The organism is Tenacibaculum mesophilum, assembly GCF_003867075.1.
Lineage (GTDB): Bacteria > Bacteroidota > Bacteroidia > Flavobacteriales > Flavobacteriaceae > Polaribacter > Polaribacter mesophilus.
Genome location: NZ_CP032544.1, coordinates 1,017,464 through 1,041,871 on the forward strand (window position 1 = coordinate 1,017,464; position 24,408 = coordinate 1,041,871).

Consider the following 24,408-nt stretch of genomic DNA (forward strand, 5'->3'; position numbering starts at 1 on the left):
TGGAAATAAAGGTTATTTCTGGACTTAAAATGTGTTTTTAATACCATACCCTTTAATTTACTGAAAACAAACACCGTGATAAAAAACAAAGAACGCCGCTCTAAAAAGATGACATTCTTTGTTTTTTTATGGAATTCTATCTCGTAATTTAATTCTTGAAAAAAATCATAACCTTTTTTGTTCTTCTGTTTTTTTTCTATTTTCTTTCACTAAATTTCCTCCTAAGTGATAAAGTAAAGTTATACCAAACCTTCTTGAATCGGGTTTGTTGTTATAGTAATAATCTATAATATCACTTTGAGAATAGGCTTCATAATGGTTGGTGTTAAATACATCACTTATAGTCAGTTGCGCTACTAATTTTTTATTTAGAAATGTTTTTTTAATACCGAAATCTACATAACCTGTTGCTTTTGTACTGTACAAACCAAGTAACTCCGATGAAAACCAGTGTGCAGAAAGATTCATTTTATAGTCTTTTGGCAAGGAAATATCTTGTTGTAATGTAAATGTTGTAGCCCACTTTGATAGTTGTTTTTCTCCTGAAACTTGTGAAATAGGGTAAGTAGTATAACTTATGTCTGAAAAGAAAAGTAAGTTCCAAAACGAATATAATTTAAATGGGGTTGATACTGTAAAATCAAAACGTTCACGATTACCAAAATTATCACTTTGACTTTTTATAGTAGTACCATTATTATCTACTAAAAGCCTTCGATTTATAAAATTATCACTTTGGTTATACGTTGCAGAAAAAACATATTTATTTTTTAAGCTATATGTAAACGAATATACCCAAGCTAATTCAGGTGTTAAATTAGGGTTTCCTGAATAATAGAAGTACTGATCTCTATACCATCGTACTAGATTTAAATCGGTGTAAGATGGACGATTGATACGTCTATTAAGCGAAAAATCTATTTTATTGTCTTTATCTAAAATTTGTCCAATTGAAAAAGAGGGAAACAACTTGGTATATTGCCATTGATTTGTTTCATTTTCTTTTACTGTATATCCTTCTGCTCTGGTATATTCTACACGAAGTCCAGCATCTATTGTTGTTTTATTTATTTCTTTTGATCCTGTTATATATGCTGCTGCAATCTGTTCATTATATTTATAATGATTACTTAATGCTGGTACTTTTACATAAGTATCTTCTTCTAACGATTCAAATTCGTATTGATTATCATTTTTTACCTTAGCATATTTAACCCCTGTTTTAATAGCATACTTCTTAAAAGGCAAATTAGCATCAATTTGTGCTGAAAAAATATCTACACTTCCTGGTTGGTGTGACTTGAGTACGTTAGTATTTAATTTATTTTGATTTGCATCATAATTGTCTGTTATCAGTATTCCATCTGAATAATTTCGATAGGATGTATAATTGGCATCTGCTGTTAATTTTTTTCCAAGAGAATCTATAACAAACATATAATGCACACTCCCCGCATCGTAATGATAAGGTTCAATTATTTTATTATCTGTTAATGTGTAAGATTGTAATTCTTTGAGATTATTAAATTTATTAACTGTAGAATAATTTTGTTTTTTAAAGTCATCAAAGTAGCCATGATAGTTAATACTTAAGCTATGTTTAGGTAAAAACTGCCATTGAGCTCCAAATCGCCAAGTATAATATTTTATTTTATAGTTACTTTCGTTTTTACGACTAAGCCACAGAGATTCTCCGTTCTCATTGATGGTATTTCCACTTTTGTTTTTGGTAAATCTATGAGGCGTATTATAATCAAAAGAACCATATAAATTCACTTTTTTTGTGCGTAAACTTGCCGAAATATTTTCGTTTGTCATCCAGTATTTCCCTTTTGAAATGGTAGTTCGTAAATTGACTGCATAACCTTTTTTAAGTTTTTTTTCGAGAACAATATTAATTATACCTGTATTACCTGCTGCATCAAACTCGGCTGTTGGTGATGTTATCAATTCTATCTTTTTAAGGTCTTCAGCACTCATTCCTTTTAATAAATTTGACAATTGACCTCCAGATAAATAGGTCATTTTACCATCTATCATAATATTTACCCCAGACGCCCCTCTAAATAAAATAGCATCGTTTTGCGCTACATTTATCCCTGGTAATTTTTTTAACATATCAAGAGCGGATTGCCCTGTTGTAAGAGTAGATTTTTTTAGGTTAAATGTTAATTTTCCTTTACTAGCCTCAATAAGCGGTTTTTTAAAATTAACCACTACTTCGTCTAACGCATTAGTATCTTCTTTTAAGGTTATGTTTATCTTTTCTTCATCAGTTACTTTTTTTTCTCTCGTAATCATTCCTACAAAAGAAAATACCAAAACAGATCCTCTAGTAGTTTTTATTGAATATTTCCCATCTAAATTGGTTACTGTTCCTTTATTACTTCCTTTTATAAAAACAGTTGTACCTGGTAATACTTGATTTGTAACATCACTAACGATTCCTTTTACTTCAACCTCCTGTGAAAAAACAAGCCATGGGAAAAGAATTAAAAAGTAACGTATAAGTATTTTGATATAATTTTTCATTATTTAATTTATTTTTTAGTTAGATAGATTTATCTACCTGTAATCATTCTGCTTATTTAATTTCTGTTTTTACACAGATACCTAAATATTAAGTATTACTTAAGAATGAATTATTTTGTTTTTTTAAGTTCTAGAAGTTTTCATTACAATTAGTTGCATAAAATGTTCTTCAACTCCTTTTAAAAAAGTTGCAATTATTTTCAAAAAATTGAATGTGGAAATGTTTTTTCTTTACACATAGCTTTATGCTCTAAATATTTAGATACATTTTATTAATCCAAAGTTTTTAACTTTTGATTACGCTATCATTAAAAGAAACTAGAATAACTTATAAAAAACCACGATGATATTTTGCTTTGTTTTTCTCTAAAAAATTATAATAAGAAAGGAGGAGGAGGTCTGGAGATAAACTGATACAAAGCAAAGTTACTTGTAGCAATAAACTTGTAATTTTTAATAATTGATTTTTGAACTATAATTTCAAACCTATCAATAATTAAATTTTGAAAATTAGGAGTAAGTGCAGGAGTTAAATCATGTGTTATACTATGGTCACACATAGTACAATGTACTGCATGATCCATATCATCCGTATGCATCAATACATGAATTCCTGTCATTTTCACTGATAGAAAAAGTACAAGGAATAAATAGGTTACACTATTCTTTAACCAATCTTTTTTCATTACTTACAAACCTACTAAAATTAACTTGAAAAGGTGTTAATTTCACACTTGCTTTCACCCAAAAACAAATACCTCAATCAAGTTAAACACATAATAATAAACCTTTTACTCTTATAAAAGTTAAAATATAATAGAATATCTTATTTTTTAATTTAAACAGTGTAATACTTCATTATATTTGTTTATCTCAGAAAAAAATATAGAATGTGGAAAGAGCATTATAATAAAATTAAAAAAGAAAAACATCCCCCAGCTTATACACTACGTAAAGCTTTAGATTTTATAGCCTCCCAAGATAATATAACAGAAAAAACAGCTATAGACTTGGGTTGTGGTAATGGTGTAGATACATTTGCTTTGCTAGAAAATGGTTTTTCTGTAGTTGCCATAGACAGTAATCCTAACTCATTGCTTCACCTACAACAAAATTTAGCTCCTAAACATTCAAAATTATTAAAATTTAATAACGTTTCTTTTGAGAATATAAAAGAGTTTCCTTTAGCTTATTTGGTTAATGCTTCTTTTTCACTTCCTTTTTGTCATCCTAATCAATTTGACAATCTATGGTCGAATATCATTAAATGTATATCTCCTGGAGGAATTTTTTGCGGACATTTTTTTGGACCACAAGATTCCTGGAGCTCTAACTCTGATATGACTTTTCACAATATACAAGATGTAAAAAACTTATTTGATCAGTTTGAGATTCTTTATTTTAATGAAATCTCTAAAAAAGGAAAAACATTATCTGGAAAAGAAAAATTTTGGCATGTTTTTCATATTGTGGCAAAAAAGAAACACCTTATAAAATAATAAACTAACTCATTTATACCTACCCCTATATTATTCCCTTGGATATTTGCTTAAGTGTTTTTCTAGATACAATATATAAAACCAAAGCATATAAAATATTTTCTAAAGCCAAACTGTAATATATCCCCTCTATTCCAAAGTATTTAGTTAAAAGTAATACTACCGGAACAAACAATAATAATTGTCTTCCAATAGGTAACAACGTTGCTAATTTTGCTTCTCCTATAGCTTGAAAAAGAACTATGCTACTAGAAGATATTGGAATAACTAATAAAATACTCAATAGCATTCGTACATTAAAAATTTCTGTATCATTAAGTTCTACATTAGGTAATATAACATTAACCATTGCCTCAGGAAAAATTAGTATCGGAATTAATAGTCCTGCACCAAGAACAACCCCTGCTAACCTGTATACCCTTACTCCTTTTAAACACCTAGACGGCTTGTTAGCTCCATAATTAATTCCTATAATCGGCTGCATAGATTGGTAAAGTCCTAAAAGCGGGATAGCTAAAAAAGTAAACAATCTAAAAACAGCATTAAAAAAAGCCATAGCCTCTACTGTTCCATAGAAAACCACTAACCTGAAAAGTAAAAACTGCCTAAACAAATTAGATAGTTGCATTGTAAATGCTGAAAAACCAATACTTAAAACATTTTTAAGTATTTTATACTCCAACCTTATTCGAAAAGCCCCTGTTTTAAATGTTGCTTTTCCACGGATAAAATATAAAGATGTTAACAAACTATAAATAAACATTGCTATAATACTACTCCATGCAGCACCTGCTACTCCCATATGTAAAACGCCAATAAAGATGGGAGTTAGTAAAATATTTAAAATTACTGAAGCTATTGTGAATTGCATTGCTACTTTTATGTTTCCTTCTGCCCGTATTAAGTTATTAGCTGACAGACCATAAATACTGAACAATGCTCCCAAAACGTATACTTTAAAATATTCTAAAGCATACGTAAATAATTCTCCTGTAATTCCTATTACTGAAACTATTTCATGAGAAAAAATAATTCCAAAAACAGTTACTAAAGCTGCCCCTATGAGAGATAAGGCTATCATGTTTGGAATTATTTTCTTTTGAACTTCAATTTGTTTGGCGCCTATAGCTCTACTAAGAACAGATGCAGAGCCTGCAGCTATAAAAACAGTAATACTTGTAACAACTAGCATTAAAGGAAACAACATTGAAATTCCTGTAAAAGCTTTTATTCCTATAAAATAGCTTGTATAAAATATATCTACAAGCCCGTTTATAGATATAACCATCATACCCAAAATACTGGGAACAGATAGTTTTAACATAAGCCCCCAAAGGCTATCATTAATAAAATCAAGCTTTTGTTTTGTGTTATTTTTTATTTTGGAACTCATATTTGCACCACTCTTTTAAGAAGTTATTTTTTTAAAAAAAACTAGTGATACTCCAAAAATTATAAAGGTTATAAGCATTACTTCTAGTAAACTTTTTCCTATTCTTTGACCTTTAGTATAATCAGCATTCAACTTAAACTTAGGCAACCTTTCATAATCTCTTATTGTTATTTGCTTGCCCAAAAACAATTTGTTGAAGTAAAAATTGGTAATATTTTTATGAAAAACTTCAATTGATTGATAAAAGGATTGAAAAATTTCAGAATCCGTTTCAACTATTTCATTAAACATTCCTTGAGCATTTACTGCTGGATTTGCCCATCGAAATTTAGAAACCCATTCTTGTCTTAACTCAATTTGTTTAAAATACTCCTGTACTTCTTCTCTGTGATGATTATCATTAAGCGCAGTAAAAGATGCATAAGCCTTGGCCATTGTATTTACATCTATTAAAGATTTTGCTCCTTTTAAATCATCTCGGTAATCTAAATACTCAACAACTACAGCTTTAGCTTCTTCTATATTCTCTTCATTTTCAAGACTTCTTCTTCGGGTTATATCAGCTAATGAAGTATTGTCTATCGGATGTACAATATTTGCATATACATTTAATATTGCTGGAAAAACTATTAAAAAAAGTAACCATAAACCAGCAGCAGTAATGGCTGTTAATGAAGAATTCTTTTTCAAGCTTATTAAAAGAAACATTAAGGCAAACCAAAAGCTGAAATAACACAAGACTGCTAATAACCATAAACAAGCACTTAAAATACTTACTTTTTCAGCAACCGTAAAGGCTATTATAGACAAAAGGATTCCTAATCCTAAAACTAAAACATAATAAAAAGCAATTCTAATTAAGAGGATTTTTCTTAGCCCTATAGATTGTAACCTTAATAAGGGTAACATTCCATTTTCCTTCTCCTCTGCATATAATCCATAAGTAAAAGTTATGATAAGTAACGGAAACAAATAAACAAAAACAAACGATAGGTCTAAATTTCCAACATAGAGTTTAAGTGGGTTTGCCAGTTCATTTTCAAATAATTGATAATATAAACTCATTCCCGTTAACTTATAGTAATAAGGTTCTATATCTCTTTGTCCTAAAGACATGTGCGCTAAACCATGAGGAGGTAAAATTGCATGATATCCATGTCGATACCATGCATAGGCTGGCTTAGAAGCTATGTCAAATAACTGTTTATCTTTTAACGAAGTATGATTGGCATAAAAACTCTCTTTATACTGTTCAAATTCTTTCTTTTCAATATGTTTAACATTCTCAATTATTTTACGCTGCTCCGTTATTTTTGAGTGCCCATAATAAACAGCATAAATTCCCAATAAAAATACGATGGTAAGCAAGACTATTTGAAACGTATTTCTAACGATTGAAATACCTTCACGTCTCCATAATAATATAGTTAATTTCATATCAATTTATTTTTGTGAGAAGAAGGTATTAGTAAGAACATTATTAAAACCCAAAAAATTAATGATATTAATTCTATTCTGTAATTTTTAAAGATTTTCATTACACTTGGTGTACGATATTCTAGTCCAGAAACCGTTTCCCATAAATTTCTTCCTGCTTTGTACTCATAAAACTCGCCATAACGTGAATTTACAGCCATATCATTATTCATTTTTCTCATTAGTTTAAGGCGGTATACTTTTGTTTTTTCTTGAAAATCATTAAAACTGTACCCGTCTGTTGCTGCAAAAGCCATTGAAAAATTTCTTACTGAAATGTAAGGTGCAACAAACCCTATTATACTTCCTATTCTATTTTGATATTCAAACCTTCTGTTAAGAAGAGAATCATGAACTTTTTGTACTTTATAAGCATATTCTTCTCCCTCTTGCATTCGTATTGCTTCAAAATTTAGTGGTAATTGATGTAAAGAGTCTACTCCATATTTTTTTAAGTACTGTTCCTTTAATTTAACAAGTCTCTCTTCTTTAGAGCCATCCATAGGCAAACCCTTATCTATATCCCTTTTAATTTTTTCTTTATATGCTTTAAGTGATGGTAAAGGATATAAACTCTCTCCTATATTAGCCGAAGTTTTTGGAATAATAATACCAGTTGTAATCCAAAACATTAATAAAGTTAGAAGAGAGTTTCGTGCATTTGAAGACTTAAAAGAAACCCAAACAGAAAAGTTTGTAAAAACAAATAAGTACCCAACGTAAAGAAAAAAGAGAAATAAAACTCGTAAACCTACATCTTGCACTACTAAACTATTACCTTCAATTATTCCCACAATATAAAGTCCTGTAAAAAACAATATTAATATGAGTAGAACTATTAAAGAATAAGCCAAAACTTTACCTAAATAAATGGATCTCATTGAAACTCCTTGCCCTATTAGCAGCTTTAAGGTTCCTGTCTCTTTTTCTTTACTAAAAGTTTGAAAAGTGATGAATATAATAAGAAGTGGTAATAATAACTGAAGAACCAAAGCTGCACTCAATTCTCCAAAACGAGCCATATTACCATATCCTTGTACAGGTCTAAACATAAACTCATGTGCATAATGTGCTTCTAAATAAACGGAGGTTCCTGTATAAGTATCCAATCCAAAATCAAAAAGACTTAAAAGCGTTTTAGGCTTAAAAACATATGTTCCATAATGAGCCGCAATATGCGGATGCTTATTTCCTTGTTCTAACCACTCAGCTCTTCTTTCTTCTTGAGCCTTTTTCACCATACCCATTTCCTGCTTATAAGCTATATGTCCAGCATAAAGTGAAAACCCTAAGAGGAACAAAATAATAGGAAACAAAATTTTTAAAGCATTTTGCCTTGCTATATTGGTAAGTTCTTTTTTAGCTATTAAAAATACTTGATGTATCATCTGTTTACATTTTTATTTTTTAGATGTAATGACTTATTACACACTATTCATGCATGTGCTTTAAGTACTTTTGTTCTAAATCATGAAAAGAAACTTGATTTGATTCCATCTTTTCAACCAAAATTCCTTCTTTCATAATACCAATATGTGTTCCTGTATCTTTAGCTCTAAAAAGATCATGTGTTGCCATTAAAGTGGCAACTTTTTGTTGCTTCATGTTAAGTAGAAGCTCAGAAAACTCATTACTTGCTTTTGGGTCTAATCCAGAAGTAGGCTCATCTAAAAGTAATACCTTGGCTCCTTTAGCTCTCGCTAAAGCAATCCCTACTTTTTGTCTCATTCCTTTAGAGTAACTACGAACTCTTTTCTTAATAAAATCTTTTTGTAAACCTGATTGTATTAATAACTTTTCTAATGCTTCTTTTTCTATATCCACACCTTGTAGACCACAGAAAAAGTGAAGATTCTCCAGTCCTGTCATATATTGATACAACTGGAGATTTTCAGGAATATAAGACAACCATTTTTTTGTTTCTTGTGGGTTCTTTGTTACATCTAAATCATTAACAAAAGCACTACCAGATGTAGGCTCAATAAAATTTAAAAACAAATTAATAGTTGTTGATTTTCCCGCACCGTTAGCTCCGAGCAAGCAAAAAATATCTCCTGCTTTAATATTTAAATTTAAACTATTCAAGGCGGTAAAATCACCATATTTTTTTGTGAGATCTTGTGCTTTTAACATGGTGTATTCTATTCGTTATTAAAATCTTCAAGACCTGATATGTAACCACCTGTAGACGTAAACATTTTACTAGATGTGTTTGAACTGGTGTCAAAACTAAACACAGCATTTTCATCATTCGTTGCTGTTGTAAATAATAATTTTTGGTCTTTATAGGGAAGAATAATCATACTACGAGATCCATATGTGGTAGGAAGTCCTGGTACAGCCCCTAAACTCGACTTTTTTTGAACATCAATCTCAAAATATTTGAATTGAGGTTGCCCAGTTTGATACTCATAAAAATCACTTACCTCCTCTACTCTTGCTGTAAAGCTTCTTCCATTAGGTGCATGATAAATTCCATAACATACATTTCCTGTTGCTTCTTGCATATTCATAAAATAATCTGGGTCAAAAGAAGTTTCTCCATTAGGTATTTTTAGCAAACCACTAGGGCTACTTCCACTACTCATTGTAGTTCCTAAACCTTGTACATAAATATCTCCATTAGTAGTTTTAACCATTCCTGCATTTGCTGCATGTCCGCCAAACACCATTCCTGTTCTTTTATCCGAAATTATTTTTTCTACCTTTTTCTCTTTTAAATCAATTACCGCTACATAAGCCCAATCGTTTACTGGAGCAAAATTTTTCTCATAATGTACTCCCATAAACAACTTTCCATCGCGTTCAATCATATCTGTATAATAGGTGCGCGTAGCTTCAGGAAATTTTTCTTTAATTAATGTTAAAGCTACTTCGTCTGTAATACGCATTGTAGTTGGATTGAAAATAATAAGTTTTGAAATTCCCCCTGCTACTGAAGCATACGCTACCTCCTTACTTTCAAAATAAAGGGCAGAAAAAGTATTTGCCCCAGGAACAACAATACGTTGATCTTCGACTGCATTTCCTTCTTCATTAAATGAATATTTTGCAAGGGTTGCAGGTGCGCCAAAAGGCAATGCATACAACTCTTTATTATAAGAAACGGTTCTTGTATTTCCTGTTAATTCTAAAGCCTTGTCATTTCCTATCGTTGAAAATTCTAAACTTGATTTTCCTTGAATATAAGAGGTCTGATTAGGAAATGCTCCACTTACTGTTGTAATCCCAAAATTAATAATTACTGGATCGGTTCCAACTGGTGAATTATCATCACTACTACACCCTATGAATGTAAAAACTAATACAAATGTGTAAAATGATACTAAACTTATTTTTTTAAAGAATTGTGTTTTCATTTTTATTTATTGATGTTTATTTTTAATTTATAAATGTTCTAAGTGTTATATAAAATGCTCTTCCAGGACGTTGCACACTAAAGTTATCGAATACTTTTTCGTTAAATATATTGGTCGCTTCAGCAGTAACTGTCCATCTATTTTCCGGGTGAGAAAGAGTGATACCTAAATTTTGAGTAAATTGAGATGGAATGGTGTTTTTTAAATCTTTATTACCATCTACAGCCCAAAACAGATAAAATTCATTTACGTAGTTTGCAGACCACCATGCTGAAATATTATTTTTTGTGTGCAAGAAATTTTCTTTGTGGTAGCGTACTTCTGCATTTCCAAAAAAATAAGGAATGTTGGGTAGTCTTGCATTAAAATAACGATTGTCCACAGCCCCCGTAATATTTTTCGGTGAACGGTTTCGTAAATCTTGATAGGTAGCATTTGCTTTTATATCAAGAAAATCTACGGGACGATAACGCAGCTCCATATCAACCCCAAGCGTACGTGATTTTAGTAAATTTTGATATTGGGAATAAAACTGTGAGGTTCGCAACCAAATAACATTGTTTGTTCCTCGATAAAAAAGATTCGTATCCCAATTAACTTTCTTTGTTTTTAACTGGAAACCTAAATTAAAATTATGGCTTTGTTCTGGTTCTAAAAATGGATTGGATTTTATTAAAGTAAAATCTCCAAAAAGCTCCACTTCATCAGGAAGTCTCGTAGCATACTCGTAAGAAGACTTTACTAAAAAAGATTTTGTAAGATGGTAACGAAGCGATTGTAAAAATCCAAAATTAGATGTTTCTTGTTGGTTAGGAACAAAGTCAAGGTTTTTTATTTCATACCCATCTGCATCTAACCAAAAATGTTTTGCTCCCGTGTAACTCGTTAAACTTTTTGAAAAACGGTGTTCATAAGCAATTCCTAAAGCGTTTTTAAAAAGCTGGGTTGGATTCTTAAAAAAATCTTCTCCATAAAACTCAGCCGCAATTGGATCTTCTCCTACTCTTCTAAACCAAGATGAAAAAAGGTTTAACGTAAACTTTCCTTTTTCCCAAGGATGGTAGTTTAAATTAACTCGATTTAAAACATTTTGAGAGGTTAATTTTAAAGAATTTCGTGAGGCAGAAATTTCCCCACCATCTGTCCGTTTACGATATATTTTACCATCCCAAGTATAGGCATTTAGGGTAGTATCAATAAAATGTCCTCTGGTACGGTTATAAGCACTATACCATTTCATGTTCATTTTCTTTAAAATATTCTTTTTTTCATATTCTAAGGAAGTTCCAACTGTTGATTCACTATAAGTGGCTTCTCCATAAGGTTGAGCCATAATAGCATTGTGCTGTATATCATCGTCAAGTCCTGAATAACGCGCACTAAGAACCAATCGATCTGCATACTTTTTATCTAAAACTCCTGCATAAACGTTTAAAAGATGGTTAGAAAATTTATCATGAAACCGTTTAACTCTCGCTGGCTTTGGATTTCCTTGTTCGTTTGGTATTTCAACATCAACTTTATAGCTATTATCAGAGTGATTAAAAAATGAATTTACCCCAAACATCCATTGATTGTCTGGACTCATCAATTGCGCATTTACACTCATTTTATGGCTATTAAACGATCCTGCTGAATAGGAAATATCTAAGTAATCTGAATATGATTTTCTAGGAATTATATTAACCGCTCCTCCAAGCGCATCTGCTCCTAAGTCTACAGGTACTACCCCCTTATAAACTTCAATTTGTTCTATTAAGTTTGAAGGCAATACGTTTAACCCTAATCCCGCTCCAAAATATGATAAAGGAATTCCATCTAGAAAAAAGGGTACCGATTTTCCAGTCATCCCATTTACATAGATTCTTGCAGCACTACCAAAACCTCCTGTTTGTCGTACATTTACCCCTGAAATTTGTTTTACAATATCACTTGTATTAATGTTCCTCTCTCGAAACTTTTCCATTTGTAAAACTGACACGTTAGCAGTACTCTCTTTTAATCTTTGAGCTGTTGATTTTCCTTCAAGAGTTACCTCATTTAGCTGATTTTGCTCTGGCTTTAACTGAATAGTAAGTTTTATATTCGTTTTTTCACCTGAAGCATCTATTGTCTGGTAATTTGTTTTAAAACCTACATAAGATATTTTTAAGCTATATTTTCCTTTCGGAATCTTTTTAAATGTAAACTTTCCATCTTCATTGGTTACTGTACTTTTATTAAGTTCTTGTATTTGGAGATGAGACTGAAATAAAGGAATCCCTAAATTGTCGGTTACTACTCCTGAAACTTTTACTGTTTGCGAATACAAAAAACTACTTGTTAATAGGCTAAAAAATAGTATGCATATAACTTTTTTACTTCCTAATTTTTCAAGGTATAACATCTCTGATTTAAAATAATTTTTAGTCATTATAACCTTACTTGCTTTATCAGCCCTTCAGCTTCCATTTCTTTAAATATCTCTAACTCTTTTTTTGACAGGCTATTTTTAGTGAGTAATCCATCCGCTTTATCCCATAATTCTTTTGCTTCTGACGTAAGAGAAAAAGCTTCATCTGTATCTTTTTTCATGAGATAATTAAGTTCTGGTGATTTACTAACTAATAGTATTTCGTGATTCTTTATTAAGTGTATGGGGTTCTCTTCTAATAATGGCACTATTTCTCGTTCTTCATTGTAGAGTAAAAAAGTATTTCCTGTTGAAATTGAAAGCGATTTTGTTTCATTTGGATTCATTTCAAAAGCTTCCATTTCTGTTTTCATACAACCTTCAGAGTTGATAAAGCTCCTTACTATTTTTACTGGAGTTTTCTCTTTTGAATGATTGTAAACCATTGCTATTTTTTCTTCTTTTTTTACATTGATTAATGAGATTTTTTCTACCCAAAAATGATCATCTAAGTGAGTTTTTGAGTACTTTATATTTCCATTATTATGCACCTCGGACACGAGAGTATATTTTCCTAGAGGAGCATTATCGGGAACGTTATATGTAAAATAATAATGGCGACCAGCTTGTATGTTTGTAAGAATTTCTACAAGTTTTTCACGTTTACAAGCTCCTTCTAAATATGAAGCCAACACTAAAAGCGGAGTGTTTTTGTTTAAATATTTTAATTTTTGTGGTACTACTTCCTTATTTTCATTTTCTTCTGGAAAAGCAACAACATGATCTTCAAAAAGCATTGTTACATTACCTTTGGGATCTTTTACTCCTATTTTTACCAATGGACATAAGTGTTTATCTTTTAAGTGTGCTGTATTAAAGTTCCAATGAATGGTAACAGTGGTACCTTGAATGGTTCTTTTGGGAAAAATGCTCATTCTTATTTTTTCAATTTTTTAATATTTTCTTTGCTGTATTTTTGAGGGTATACTTTAAACCATTTTACCATGGTTTCTTCACCTAAATAATCGTAGGTTGTAGACAACAAAAATTCCAATTTCTTGAGGTACTCTTCTTTTGCTTCATCTGGCGCAATTCTCATGGCCTCTCTTCTTTCATCTTTTTCTTTTTTAGTTGCAGGAAGATGATGAAAGTAAGACGTGTTTAAGTATTCTTTACTTAACTTATGGTAAAGTGGTGTAAACAGTATAAGATTGTGCCACATTTCGTCTATAATTAATAAATCATCTGGAATGAAGACTCCTGGAATTTGACTTATGTACAAAAACTTCAACGTTTCCATTAATATATCTTCTGCTTCAGTTTCTGTAACATCATACATATCTAAAAACCTAGATATTACATTTTCATCACTAAAAGTTAGGAGCTTTTCTAATTGTTCTTCTGTAACTTTTCCTTCCATTATATTTAACTGTTTTTACTTTTTAAAAAGCGGTAGGATAAATTCCTACCGCTATAAACTTGGGACTATAAAGTGTTAACACAGTGCCCACAATTACTACAATGTGTAGTTCCAGCTGCTTGCTTAGACTTATCAGCTAAAATTTCTGAAATCATTAATTCTTTGGTTTTCATAATTAAAAATTTTAAAGTTTGGCCTACTCTATTTTATAAGGTTTTCAGCATCCCCTTTGTTGCAACTTCTTTAATATTATGGTACATAAATCCAATAGAATTCCTAGGCTTTTCAAAATGAGACTTAGTCTTTTGAAAAACTGAAAGATTTCTGTAAAGATTCTTTTGAAATTTAAATTTTAGTAATAACCTATGCTCTAGTATATTTAGGTACTTTTCTTACTTCTTATGTTATATCTAATGCCTATAACTGTTTAAAACCCTTAAAAACACGTAAAGACATCTAAGCTGCTATAATATATTTTAGATAAGATAATCCTGCATCTAAATATACTACGAGCTATTCCTTTAAACAATAAAGAAAATAGGTTATTAAAATAAAAACAAAGTGGTGGTAAGAGCTTTTAAGCTGGTATTTTCTCCTCTTTAAAACTGAGACATCACAACAACGTATCTCAGATTCATTACAAGTACTATTTAAGCCAATATTCTATAACTGCTCAAATACTTGAATAAAAAAACATTAATTAGAAAGATTGAATGTAAAATAAAAACTCTTACACTAAAAAAGGTGGAGGTCTAGAAAAAAGTTGCTCCGCAGTAATAGTACCTGAAATAATAAAATTATAATCTTTAATTACTTCCCTCAAAACAATATATTCATTGCTTTCTATTGAAAAGTCTAAAGTATCAGGAGTAACTAACGGAGTTAAATCACTTGCAACTGCATGATCACATATCGTACAGTGTGATGTATGGTCTTTATCGTCTGTATGAGATAGCACGTGCAACCCACCTACTTTCATTGATAGAAACAGAACAAGAAATAAATATGCAATGCTATTTTTTAAACGATTACTTTCCATTTGGTCACGAATATAATAAATTAAATTATATAAACACATTTTTTTTACTACTTAAATTTTATTACAAACTCTCGTAGTTAAACTAGCTATATTTATGGAAAACTATGCATAGTGTAAAGCAACATCTTAACAATAATTTTTAATTTACTGAAAACAAACCCACTATCCTCTCTCTTATTTTTTCGTTAATAAAAAGCTAACAAAAACTATTTTTTCACACGTTGAATATAGTATTTTCGCACCCTTTCTTACAGAAAAAATCACATTTCAAGGGTACGATAACAACTATGAACGACGAAAAAAACTGGTTACAATATTATAAAAACAGCTTATCTGATAGTGAAAACTTAGCTATTGACATTAGTAAAATAAAAAACCTTTTTCATCAAAAATCTTCCGATTTAAGTAACGCACTCATCAACGCTAAACAAGCAAGTCAACTATTAGATGTTGAAGAACGTAGAATTAATCGGTTAAAAGGAATTACTAAAAAAGACAACCCTAAGTGGCATAAGGTAGAAGAAACTAAAATATTAATAGCGCCTTTTCATTTAGTATATCAAACCGACAACACTAAATTCAAACAGCGCACCATTCATCCTTTTTGGGTGAGTGCAATTGTAAATCGTTCAGGACAATTATCTGCTCCAAAAGATGGCTTTCCTTTAATTGTTCGTAACTATCTAACTCCTATGGCGGATGTTAAGAACGATTTTATCTTCTCTTCTATCGATACCGTTTTAGATGCCAAAGACCTAGATGCTCCCGATTTTGAAAATAGCGAAGAACCTATACCTTGGGATGAATACTGGAACTATATTAACGAAGTGTTTTCTGCGATAACTTTTAGCAACCTATATCGTTATCAAGTAGAACGCCATACCACACAATATGAACTTACTTATTTCGCTTTAAGTTCTAAAATTTCTACAGCAAAAAGTATTCTATTTCTGTACGAAAATCTACTTAAAAATACGGATGAGTTACCTGTACTCTCTAAAATCATCAACCCATATACTAGAGAACGACAAGAAGCCATTACCGATAACGGATTTTTAGTGTATAACCATTTGCATTTAGGACAAATGTCGAATAAGTTCCCACTTTCGGTTAGTCAGCGAAAAACATTACTATCGTATTTAGTAGCCGAAGAAAATGCAGTTACCGCTGTAAACGGACCTCCAGGAACTGGAAAAACTACCCTATTACAAAGTTTAGTGGCTACCGAGTTTGTAAAAGCCGCTATTAATGGTGAAGAAGCTCCTATAATTTTAGCCTGCTCAAACAACAACCAAGCAGTAACCAATATTATTGATAGTTTTATCAACTCTGAAAGTACTATGGGAGAATTAGCCAACCGTTGGATTCCTGATTTTAACGGATATGCTACCTACCTCCCATCCAGTTCAAAAAGTGAGAAAAAACTAGCCAATATCAATTACTTAAAAGGAAACTTATTTGGTCATGAAGGAACACTTTGTAATCTGGAAAATGAAAAATATATCTCTGAAGCAGAATATTATTTTTTAACAAACTACTGTCAGTATTTCAATACCCAAACAAATTCACTTGACGATGTATGTAACCATCTACAAGAAGAAATTATAGGTATTCAAAATATTTTAGCTGATGGTGTTGACTTCTCTAGAAACTATATAAATGCTGTAAACTACATCAACAGCATACTTGTACACGAAGAAGATTTTGTTCAAAAAAGTACGTTTAAAATCTCCAAACTACAAGAATGGAGAACTGTTTTAAACGATTTAAAAACAGCTACAAAAGACACTGATTTTATTGATAAAGTAAAACACTATTTTATTGATGAAGCTCAGTTTGAATCAAGAAATGCTGAACACATTTTTAAAGCTAACGCTGAAACATTGTTGAATGCTAAAAAAGCAGCAGCATATATAAAAGAATGTACAAACAATGTAAATCTGCTACTGCAATCACATTTAAGCCTAAAAAATTGGAAGTACGAAAATAATATCAAAGGATTTCCTTTTGTTTCAGAAGAACAAATGTGGGCGTATGAATATGAAAAAATAAACTCTAATGATGCAACACAGCGTTTCTTTTATGATGAATTAGATATTGATTTACGCCATAAAGCATTCTTATTAGCAACCCATTATTGGGAAGCGCGTTGGTTATTGGAGACCAGAGAAATGCTAGAAGAGAACACCGAAAAAGGAACAGGAGAATATGCTATTAAAGCAAAATGGAAACGAAGAGCTATGCTTACTCCTTGCTTTGTAGCTACTTTTTATACAGCTCCAAGTCACTTTTTATACAGTCAATTTCAAGGAGAAAACGAAAACGGAAAACCTATTTTTGAATACTTACCACTATACAACTTTTTGGATTTGTTAATTATTGATGAAGCTGGTCAGGTTACTCCAGAAGTAAGCATCCCTGTATTTTCATTAACTCAAAAAGCCTTTGTAGTAGGTGATTTACAACAAATTGAACCTATTTGGTCTATCCCTAAAAAAATTGACCAAGGAAACTTAACAAGTCTTGATATTATTGAAAATCAAAATGACACACATTTAGATGAGTTAGGTTTTTTAGCGTCTAGCGGAAGTATTATGAAAATGGCTCAAAATGCCTGCGAATTTGAAACACCATTACCCGCTAAAAAAGAACAAGGATTGGTTTTATTGGAACATAGACGATGTAATGATGAAATTATTAGTTTTTGTAACGAATTGGCATACGATGGTATTTTAAAACCTATGAAAGGAAAGGCGAAAGAAAATCAAGCATTTCCATCAATGATGGCATATCATATAGAAGGAGTTAGCGAACGCAAATACAACAGTCGTCAAAATATAAGTGAAGTAAAAGCTATTATTTCTTGGTTACAACAAAACAAAGAAACCATTCAAGAAGCATACGATGTAGACGCTATTGAACCTGTTTTAGGAATTATTACTCCTTTTGCAAGTCAGAAAGGAGAATTATCAAAAGCCTTAACCGATGCGGGTTATAAAGTAAGCGACATTAAATTAGGTACTGTACACGCATTACAAGGTGCAGAACGAAACATTATCTTGTTCAGCTCCGTATATTCTAATGACGACGAAGGAACCTTGTTTTTTGAAAAAGACAACAAGCCTAACATGCTAAATGTAGCGGTTTCTAGAGCTAAAGAAAGCTTTATTCTTTTTGGAGACACTCGAATTTTTGATGAAACCAAAAACACGCCTTCAGGAATTTTAAAAAGACACTTAAACATTTATGAAATGGCTAACTAACTACATTTTCATACATTATATTTTATTAGTCTTGCCTATAACTTTTCTTTTTTTAGACCTTTTACCTACTTAAAATACGTCTGTAAAATTCTTAACTAAAAATTAATTTGAAGTATTATAATTTATATAATTCACTTCTAAATCTTCTTAAAAATACTTACTTCCCTTTAAAATATCAACTCCTATCCCATTACCCAATACCTTTAACTAATAACCAAAATCCTAACGCTTAAGAGTTTCTTAAAACCAACTCTAACTTATATTCCTTATTTTTAAAGGTATATAATGTCAAACTAAAACTAACCAAAAAATGACAAACCCCTCACAAAATCAATCTTCATCATGCTGGAACTGCGATGGAGACATTACCCAAGTTACACAACGTTTAAAAGAAATGTTTGTAGAAATGGGACAAAAAACACGCATTGAAAACGGACAACAACCTGCCGAGAGAGCTGTATTTAGAAAACAACACGGTATAGCCTACGGTCGTTTTGTAGTAAACAAAGACATCGAAGAAAAATTCAAAATCGGAATTTTTGCTGGTGATACTTACGAATGTGCTGTTCGTTTTTCAAGTGATACTGGACCAACTTCTCCTGATTTACATTCTACCTTAGGAGTCGGTTTAAAACTCTTTGGTGTAGAAGGTCCTAAACTATTAGGAGATGGTACCAATGCCGATTTTATCTTTCAAAACATCGACCGTTTTTTTGCACGTGATGCACAACAGATGTGTAGCTTTACCACTGCTGGTGTTATTGACCGCGATTATGATTCATACATAGCAAAGCACCCTGAATTAGCCAGTATTCTAAAAGCAATGACCAAAGAAGAAGCTAGTGTACTAAGTGCTAGCTATTGGGCAATTCTTCCTTTTAAATTAGGTGATTCACAAATTGTAAAATATCGTTTAGTTCCTGAAGACACTTATAAAGGAACTCCTTTTAACGATAATAATTATTTAGGTATCGATTTACAACAACGGTTGTTAACCAAAGAAGCGACCTTCCGTTTCGAAATACAATTGCGTACCAACGATGCTACCATGCCTTTAGATGATGCACAGTTAGTTTGGAACACAGAAGAAAGTCCGTATATCTGCATTGCTAAATTACACTTACCTCAACAAGATGTGGCTAGTATTGGACAAGCCGAATTTGGAAGCAACTTAGCCTTTAATATTTGGAGAACCTTACCTCAACACGAACCTTTAGGATCTATTGCGCAAGCAAGAAAAGTAGTATATGCTGCAAGTGCTGAGGCACGACATCAAGCTAACGGACAGCAATTACAAGAACCTAAAGAAATCAATCCACAGTTTGAAGGTAACACCGATGAAAATAGTGACTGTATCGTAAAAGCAGGTATCTACCCTCCTATTGGCGTGATGCGTGTAGGAAATAGTGAAAACGAATACTTTATTGGTCCACTGGTTGACAATCCTGAACCACAAACCGATCCATATGCGTATCGAGATAAAACAGGAGCTTTAAAAAGACAAGCAGCACAATTTAGAATCTACGGATTCAATGCTGCAGGAAAAGCGGTGAAGGAATTAACGGCTGAAAATGCAAAAATTACCTGGCATAGTCATTTAGCCAATCAAAAATCGTCTTGGTATCAATTTAACATTGCCTTAGACATTCCTGAAGCTGCTGATATGCCTCCTTCTATGTTACGTAATATTGATGTAAAAGACCGTAACTCTTTATTAATTGATGGAGGTGCAAAATCTATTACTGGAACCAATGTTACCGAAGGTCCTTTCTTTGAAGGGGAATTTCTTTCGAAAAAAGTATACTTAGGTGAAATGCGTACGGATGAAAAAGGACGTTTAGTGATGTTAGGTGGACACGGAAAATCGGAAAATATCAACGGAGATATTGCCATTACTTTTGCCAATAACGAAGGTTGGTACGATGACATTTCTGATGGTCCTGTTACTGCGGAAGTTGAATACGAAGGAACAAAATTAAAAGTAGATCCTGCCTGGGTTATTTGTGCTCCACCAGATTATGCTCCGATGCAAAAATCGGTACGTACGATGTGGGATTTAATGCGTGATGTAGCTGTAAAATCTAAAATGTTGGTACGTCCTGTAAGACCATCGTTTACCAAAGATATATTACCAATTTTCCAACGTATAACTGATTTACAATGGGTAAATGCTGGTTTTGCTGGGGCTTTTGGTTTTGGCGGTCAGTTCAACTACACCACTAATGAGTGGATAAAACGATTAGGGAATCCGTCACCTGCCTATATGGAAATGCGTAGAACGATTTCTAACAACTTCCGTCGTTTTGACATATCAGGAGCAGAAGCACCTCAACTATGGCCTTGGTTGTATGGTGATGCAATTAGTATTCCTTCCACAGGCTCTGTACGTCAACATGCTACGTTATCTGATTTACAATTAGAATTTTTAGATCAATGGGTACAAGGTGATTTTGATGCTGATTATGTAGACATGACTGGATGTCCGCACGTACCTAAACCACCAACGATAGACGAACTTCCTGTTTCAGAACAACCAGATATGTTAACTAAAGCAGCTATGGAGTTTTGTTTAGCTGATGCTTTTCACCCTGGTTGTGAAATGACGTGGCCTATGCGTTCGTCTGGAATGTATATGGCTCCTTTTAGAATTAAACATGCACCTAAAACGCCACCTGTTAATACTACGTATTATGGTCCAATGATGAATAACGATATATTACCATTGGCAAAAGGACCTATTTTAGGCGGACAAGTAGCTGGGGGAATTACTCGTTGGATGGCGATTCCTTGGCAAACAGATACCGCTAGTTGTAGAGATGGATACACTAGTGAATACGATCCATATTTACCTACGTTTTGGCCTGCTAGAGTACCAAATAACGTTTTAAATGAAGAACGTTATAAAGAAACAATGGATTCGAATTTATCTGAAGAAACCCGTATACAAGCCTTTAATTTCCGTTCCGATTGGTTAGACAATCTTCCCTTAGATGGTGAAGCGCCAACCTATACGAATCAAATTAATAGTATGATTAAGTATTTTGATAAATTAGCCGTGGTTCAAAAGCGTCCAGGAGTTCAGCATGATCCTAATTTCCCTGAAGAAATGCAGGTGGGTATTACTCCTACTCCAGAACAAGAGGCAACATTATTAAAAGCTACCATACAAGAATTACAAAGTGTTTTAACTGCTAAACATGCGTTAAAGAAAGGACTTCAAAATACAATAGATACAGCCGTAGAAAAACTATCACACGATAATTTATTAAACGAGCAATTTGTATTGGAAGATGCTCAGCGTAGTTTATTAAGCTTAACGGAAGATGAACTAGAAAAAGACTTTAAAGCAACACCAAATGTTATTAAAACCATACATTTAATTGCTTCTAAGTTACATCATATGAAACAGTCTGATTCACATCAAGAAACAGCTCCTAAAAGAGTTGAAGTTGGTATTCCTGAAAAGATGACACGTTTTTCAAGATATATTCCTAAATAATATACAAATTGAAAGAATATAATAGTACTACTGACATACTAATTATAGGTGGTGGCATTGCAGGTTGCATTGCCGCCATTTCTTTAGTTAATTATTATAATGTTACATTGCTAGATAAACTAGTTGAACCTGTTGATAGAATTGGAGAATCACTAGCACCTGCTGCACAACGAATTTTAAAAGAGTTAGATTTATTAGAAAATGAATCGGAAGCCATAAAACAAACCATATTTCGTAATAATTTAGGAATGCAATCCTATTGGGGAAATAGTCAACTTCAAATTGTTGACCATATGAGGAACCCCGATGGATTCTCTAGAAGTTTAGACAGAAAGAACTTTGAAGTATATCTAAGAAAGATTGCTGCTAAAAGAGGAGTTAATTGTATTTGGGGAACACGCCTTTCTAATAGCTCTTATGAAAATAATTACTGGAAAGTAACCACAAAGTCTGATGACTTAAAAAACAGAACCACACATACTATTCAGGCAAAATTCGTAATTGACGCCACTGGTAGGCAATCGCATTTCACCAAAAGCTTAGGTATTCAACGTACACAGTACGATAAATTGATTTCTTGTTGGATGAGCTTACCTAATACCCAAGAAAATACCATGAGCACCATTGCTACTGATGATTTAGGTTGGTGGTATAGTGCTGTAGTTCCCGATAATAAAAGGGTCATCGCTTTTCAAACGGATCCTGATTTAGTGGATAGAAACACTTTTAAGCATGTAAATACATTTTTATCCTTTGCCAAAGAACACAAACTCATTCAGCCTTTAATTGAAGGTAACGAAACTACTGTTAACTTTCATGGTACGGTAAGTGCTAACTCTACTCGTTTAGAACAAGTAACAGGTAAACAATGGGTTGCTTTGGGTGATGCAGCTATGAGTTTTGATCCGCTTTCTTCTCAGGGGATGTTCAACGCTATGGCAAATGCAATGCAGCTTCAAAAACTACTTATTAACTATGATTTTATTAAGGATTTGGACTCCACTAAGGAAGAGCAATTCAATAGATTATATGAAAATCAACTACAACAAGTTTGGAATCATTATCTAAAACATAAAAACTTTTTCTACAGTACTGAGACTAGATGGAAAGAAGCTACTTTTTGGAAAAGACGCAGTAACTATTAACTGTTGATTTCTTAATTTTAGAACCCAAAAAAAGACCGCTTCACTTTTAGAGTAAAGGTTTTTCTGCTAAGTTTTGATCCCTTATGTTATCATTTCTGTAAAAGTTAACTAATTCGTTGACATTTTTGGTTAAAAATATTAGAAGCCACACCATTTAAACTTTGGTGTGGTCTTTATTGATTATAGTAATAAATATATTATAATATTTCTTCTTTTAAATATTCTTTTGATTCAAAATAAGTTCCATGAATTAAATCTTCCTCAATGGTTCTCCATAATCGTTCAATTTTCCATTGATTTGTGGTCTATAAGGCCTTATATATCGATGTTTTATTCCTAATTCACTCAGTATTCTTTCAAATGGATGAAATGACGATTTATCTTAAAAAACTCCTTCAGCAATTTTTTGAATATTGGTTGATCTTCCCATTGAATAATAATGTAAAATAGGTACTCCTTTTTGTTGTAGTTCCTTACTTTGAGCAATGCACCACTCTACTCCTACTTGTCGTACTTCTGCATTACTCTTACAATTAACAACCTCTTTTACCAAAGTATCTGGTAAATCAACTTTAAAACGGTGCGGAATTAAATTCAATTGCTTTTTGGTTGAGATTGGTTTTAATCCCGGAATAATAGGAACCATAATTCCCTCTTCTCTACATTTTTTTACAAACTCAAAATACTTTTGATTATCAAAAAACATTTGAGTTATCACATAATTTGCTCCGTTTTTAATTTTCTTCTTTAAAAAGTGAATATCAGAATCTAAACTTGGTGCTTCCATATGTTTTTCAGGATATCCAGCTACTCCAATACAGAAATCGGTTTTTGATGAGTTTTGCAAATTATCATCCAAGTATCTTCCTTTATTTAAGTCCTCTATTTGTGTAACTAACTCACTTGCGTATGCATGTCCGTCTTTTTCAGGTTTAAAATAAGTTTCGCTTTTTACTGCATCACCACGTAATGCAACTACGTTATCAATTCCTAAAAAATCGAGATCAATTAAGAAGTTTTCAGTGTCTTCTTTGGTAAATCCTCCACATAAAATATGCGGAATAGCATCTACTTGGTATTTATTTTGAATCGCCGCACAAATACCTACTGTACCTGGACGTTTTTTTACTACTTGCTTTTTTAAGAGTCCGTCTCCTAACTCTTTATACACGTATTCCTCACGGTGATAGGTTACGTCTATAAATGGCGGATTGAACTCCATTAACGGATTAATATTTTTGAATATTGACTCGATTGTATCTCCCTTTAACGGTGGAAGTATTTCAAACGAAAACAACGATCTTCCGTTAGCTTTTTCTAAGTGTTCTATTACCTTCATAAGTGTATCTTATAAAGGCGTATTTAACTATACCAATGAAGCTGCCAACAAC

The 24,408-nt window shown here is 32.0% G+C and carries 16 protein-coding genes; 4 read left to right on the forward strand and 12 right to left on the reverse strand.

Features of this window, described 5'->3' with window-relative positions:
- Positions 1-165 precede the first annotated feature (165 nt).
- Entirely contained in the window at positions 166-2,532 is a 2,367-nt protein-coding gene (locus D6200_RS04735) for an outer membrane beta-barrel protein (protein ID WP_073183002.1), read from the reverse strand.
- A 374-nt stretch (positions 2,533-2,906) separates the two neighbouring features.
- Positions 2,907-3,218 (reverse strand): hypothetical protein, encoded by a 312-nt coding sequence (locus tag D6200_RS04740; protein ID WP_073183005.1) that lies wholly within the window; start codon positions 3,216-3,218, stop codon positions 2,907-2,909.
- A 204-nt stretch (positions 3,219-3,422) separates the two neighbouring features.
- Here D6200_RS04740 and D6200_RS04745 point away from each other — a divergent pair, with 204 nt between their 5' ends.
- Complete coding sequence (locus D6200_RS04745) at positions 3,423-4,031, forward strand: methyltransferase domain-containing protein (protein WP_073183008.1); 609 nt, start codon at positions 3,423-3,425, stop codon at positions 4,029-4,031.
- 25 nt (positions 4,032-4,056) lie between these two features.
- On the opposite strand, the gene D6200_RS04750 is transcribed toward D6200_RS04745, so the two are convergent.
- From D6200_RS04750 to D6200_RS04790, 9 genes are all read right to left on the reverse strand, one after another.
- On the reverse strand, positions 4,057-5,424 hold the full coding sequence (locus tag D6200_RS04750) for an MATE family efflux transporter (RefSeq protein WP_073183010.1): 1,368 nt from the start codon (positions 5,422-5,424) through the stop codon (positions 4,057-4,059).
- Between the two features lie 15 nt (positions 5,425-5,439).
- Entirely contained in the window at positions 5,440-6,861 is a 1,422-nt protein-coding gene (locus tag D6200_RS04755; RefSeq protein WP_083574811.1) for a DUF3526 domain-containing protein, read from the reverse strand.
- Positions 6,858-8,288, reverse strand: coding sequence for a DUF3526 domain-containing protein (locus D6200_RS04760; RefSeq protein ID WP_073183015.1), 1,431 nt, complete (start codon positions 8,286-8,288; stop codon positions 6,858-6,860). Before D6200_RS04760 ends, D6200_RS04755 begins: the two co-directional genes overlap by 4 nt.
- Positions 8,289-8,331: 43 nt before the next feature.
- Positions 8,332-9,033, reverse strand: coding sequence for an ABC transporter ATP-binding protein (locus D6200_RS04765; protein WP_073183017.1), 702 nt, complete (start codon positions 9,031-9,033; stop codon positions 8,332-8,334).
- Between the two features lie 8 nt (positions 9,034-9,041).
- Positions 9,042-10,259: a DUF4374 domain-containing protein gene (locus D6200_RS04770; RefSeq protein WP_073183019.1), complete on the reverse strand. Its 1,218-nt coding sequence runs from the start codon at positions 10,257-10,259 to the stop codon at positions 9,042-9,044.
- A gap of 22 nt (positions 10,260-10,281) precedes the next feature.
- Positions 10,282-12,570, reverse strand: a complete 2,289-nt coding sequence (locus D6200_RS04775; RefSeq protein WP_206337271.1) for a TonB-dependent receptor — start codon at positions 12,568-12,570, stop codon at positions 10,282-10,284.
- Positions 12,571-12,671: 101 nt separating this feature from the next.
- Entirely contained in the window at positions 12,672-13,586 is a 915-nt protein-coding gene (locus tag D6200_RS04780) for a hypothetical protein (protein ID WP_073183022.1), read from the reverse strand.
- 2 nt (positions 13,587-13,588) lie between these two features.
- Complete coding sequence (locus D6200_RS04785; protein WP_073183024.1) at positions 13,589-14,071, reverse strand: glycine-rich domain-containing protein; 483 nt, start codon at positions 14,069-14,071, stop codon at positions 13,589-13,591.
- Positions 14,072-14,801: 730 nt separating this feature from the next.
- A complete protein-coding gene (locus D6200_RS04790; protein WP_125064374.1) occupies positions 14,802-15,149 on the reverse strand; it encodes a hypothetical protein in 348 nt (115 codons plus the stop codon).
- Between the two features lie 248 nt (positions 15,150-15,397).
- Here D6200_RS04790 and D6200_RS04795 point away from each other — a divergent pair, with 248 nt between their 5' ends.
- The 3 genes from D6200_RS04795 (at position 15,398) to D6200_RS04805 (ending at position 23,017) form a co-directional block, all read left to right on the forward strand.
- Positions 15,398-18,373 carry a DEAD/DEAH box helicase gene (locus D6200_RS04795; protein WP_073183026.1) on the forward strand — a complete coding sequence of 992 codons (2,976 nt, stop codon included), beginning with the start codon at positions 15,398-15,400 and terminating at the stop codon, positions 18,371-18,373.
- A gap of 310 nt (positions 18,374-18,683) precedes the next feature.
- The gene (locus D6200_RS04800) at positions 18,684-21,872 is read left to right on the forward strand and encodes a LodA/GoxA family CTQ-dependent oxidase (RefSeq protein ID WP_073183028.1); all 3,189 of its coding nucleotides are present in this window, start codon (positions 18,684-18,686) and stop codon (positions 21,870-21,872) included.
- A gap of 8 nt (positions 21,873-21,880) precedes the next feature.
- The gene (locus tag D6200_RS04805; protein ID WP_159432119.1) at positions 21,881-23,017 is read left to right on the forward strand and encodes an NAD(P)/FAD-dependent oxidoreductase; all 1,137 of its coding nucleotides are present in this window, start codon (positions 21,881-21,883) and stop codon (positions 23,015-23,017) included.
- 382 nt (positions 23,018-23,399) lie between these two features.
- Here D6200_RS04805 and metF read toward each other — a convergent pair whose 3' ends face one another.
- Positions 23,400-24,356: a methylenetetrahydrofolate reductase [NAD(P)H] gene (gene metF, locus D6200_RS04810; protein WP_047789460.1), complete on the reverse strand. Its 957-nt coding sequence runs from the start codon at positions 24,354-24,356 to the stop codon at positions 23,400-23,402.
- Between the last annotated feature and the right edge of the window lie 52 nt (positions 24,357-24,408).